Source organism: Herminiimonas sp. (genome assembly GCF_030645555.1).
Taxonomy (GTDB): Bacteria; Pseudomonadota; Gammaproteobacteria; order Burkholderiales; family Burkholderiaceae_D; genus Oxalicibacterium.
Window position 1 is genome coordinate 1 of the sequence record NZ_JAUSME010000127.1, and the last position, 2386, is coordinate 2386.

Annotated in this window: 3 protein-coding genes; 2 read left to right on the plus strand and 1 reads right to left on the minus strand. The window is 57.9% G+C overall.

All coding sequences use genetic code 11. The features are described from left to right. On the plus strand, positions 1–937 hold a 937-nt coding region (gene ilvA, locus Q7T06_RS04990; protein WP_304781212.1), incomplete at its 5' end, for a threonine ammonia-lyase, biosynthetic. Between the two features lie 10 nt (positions 938–947). After that, the gene (gene queF, locus Q7T06_RS04995; RefSeq protein WP_304781215.1) at positions 948–1787 is read left to right on the plus strand and encodes an NADPH-dependent 7-cyano-7-deazaguanine reductase QueF; all 840 of its coding nucleotides are present in this window, start codon (positions 948–950) and stop codon (positions 1785–1787) included. Positions 1788–1868: 81 nt separating this feature from the next. Here queF and Q7T06_RS05000 read toward each other — a convergent pair. Further along, positions 1869–2386: polysaccharide deacetylase family protein (locus Q7T06_RS05000; RefSeq protein WP_304781217.1), on the minus strand; the 518-nt coding region annotated here is incomplete at its 5' end.

Below are 2386 nucleotides of genomic sequence, written 5' to 3' on the forward strand. Positions count from 1 at the left end.
CATCAAGATCATATGCGTGCAAACCACTGATTCCGACGCGATGGCGCGCAGCCTGAAGGCTGGCCGGCGCGTGACGCTGAACGATGTCGGCCTGTTTTCCGACGGCACTGCAGTCAAGCTGGTCGGCGAGGAAACCTTCCGCCTGGCGAAGCTGTATGTCGATGAAATCATACTGGTCGATACCGATGCAGTCTGCGCTGCAATCAAGGATGTGTTCCAGGATACGCGCAGCATACTGGAGCCGGCCGGTGCGCTGGCTATCGCCGGCGCCAAGGCTTACGTAGAGCGCGCCAAGCTATCCAAAAAGCCGCTGAAGAATGAAACCCTGGTCACCATCGCCTGCGGCGCCAACATGAACTTCGACCGCCTGCGTTATGTCGCAGAGCGCGCCGATGTCGGCGAATCACGCGAAGCGATATTCGCCGTGACGATTCCCGAAGAGCGCGGCAGCTTCAAGCGCTTTTGCCATCTGGTCGGCCCGCGCAATGTGACCGAATTCAACTACCGCATCAGCGATGCGAAGCAGGCGCATGTCTTTGTCGGCATGCAGATCGCAGACCGCGATGAACCCGGCAAGATCACGAAAAATTTCGAGAAGCACGGCTTCAAGACGCTGGACCTGACGCACGATGAACTCGCCAAGGGCCACATCCGTCACCTGGTCGGCGGCAAGAGCGAGCTGGCGCAGGATGAATTGCTGTACCGCTTTGAATTCCCGGAACGTCCGGGCGCCTTGATGCGCTTCCTCGACAGCATGGCGCCAAACTGGAACATCAGCCTGTTCCACTATCGCAATCAGGGCGGCGACGTCGGCCGCATACTGGTCGGCGTGCAAGTGCCGAAAAAGGAAATGAAGGCATTCCGCAGCTGGCTGGCCGGACTTGGTTATCGTCACTGGGATGAAAACGACAATCCAGCCTACAAACTGTTTCTGTAAGTTCTCTGCCATGACCACACCATCCAGACCAGACGCCTCGCCGCTGGGAAAACCGTCGATTTACCAGGCGCAGTATGATCCATCGCTGCTGTTTGCGATCCCGCGCCAGGACAAGCGCGACGAACTCGGCTTGAGCGGCGCACTGCCGTTTTTCGGTGTCGATATATGGAATGCGTATGAACTGTCGTGGTTGAACATGCGCGGCAAGCCGCAGGTGGCGATGGCCAAGCTGGTCGTGCCGGCCGATTCGCCCAACATCATCGAATCGAAATCGTTCAAGCTGTACCTGAACTCGTTCAATCAAACCCGGCTGGGCGGCACCGAGGCCTTGCTGGAATTGCTGCGTGCAGACTTGAGTGCCGGCTTTGGCGCGCCGGTGCACATCACGCTAACGCTGCCGGATGAGTTTGCCCAGGTAGCGATGGGCGAGCTGGACGGCATCCTGCTGGACCGCCTCGACATAGAAGTCACCGACTATGTGCCCGACCCGTCACTGCTGCAAGCCGAACCCGGCGCCGTTGCAGTCGAGGAAACGCTGGTCTCGCATCTGCTGAAATCGAATTGCCTGGTGACCGGCCAGCCGGATTGGGCCAGCGTGCAGATACAATATGTAGGCGCGCCTATCGATCAAGCCAGCCTGTTGCAATACCTGATAGGTTTTCGCGAACACAATGAATTTCATGAGCAATGCGTGGAACGTATATACATGGACATACTGCGCCAGTGCAAACCCATCAAACTGGCCGTCTATGCACGCTATACGCGGCGCGGCGGACTCGACACCAACCCGTGGCGCAGCAATTTCAGCACCGGCAAGCCGCCTTCGAATGCACGCAACGCGCGTCAGTAAGACCTGCGCTTGCATCGCTCAGGCAACGCCATATGCCTGAGCCTGCCCACCTACCCTGATGCAAAATCAGCGTGCCTGCATTCAGCTGCGCATGCCGTCTGCCACCCTGACAAAACGCAGATCCTGCTGCGTCAGCTTATCTATCAACTGCGGCAGCACTTCCAGAATAACCGGCTCTCCGTTTTTTCTGCGCGAGGCGTTACCGTCGTGCAGCAACAGGATATCGCCCGCCCTGGCATGGGCCAGCAGGCGGCGCGTGATTTTTGCCGCATCATGGACGCGGGTGTCGAAACCGCGGCGCGTCCAGCTGACCAGTTGCAAATCGAGCTGGTGCAAGACCGGATCAAGGAAGGGATTGCGCAAACCTGCCGGCGCACGAAAGAATTGCGGCTTCCTGCCGGTCGCTGCTTCTATGACTTGTTGCGCCTGCATGATTTCTTTTTTCATCCCGCCCATGCCCATTACAGAAAAATAATGGCGATGCTGCATGCTGTGGTTTTCGATGTGATGGCCTTCGGCGATCATTCTCTGCACCAGCGCCGGATGTTGCTGCACCCTGGTGGCAATGCAAAAAAATGTTGCCTTGATGTTTTTTGCGG

Excerpts from the sequence above, each read along its gene's own strand:
- queF (WP_304781215.1), top strand. The coding sequence starts at position 948 with ATGACCACACCATCCAGACCAGACGCCTCGCCGCTGGGAAAACCGTCG.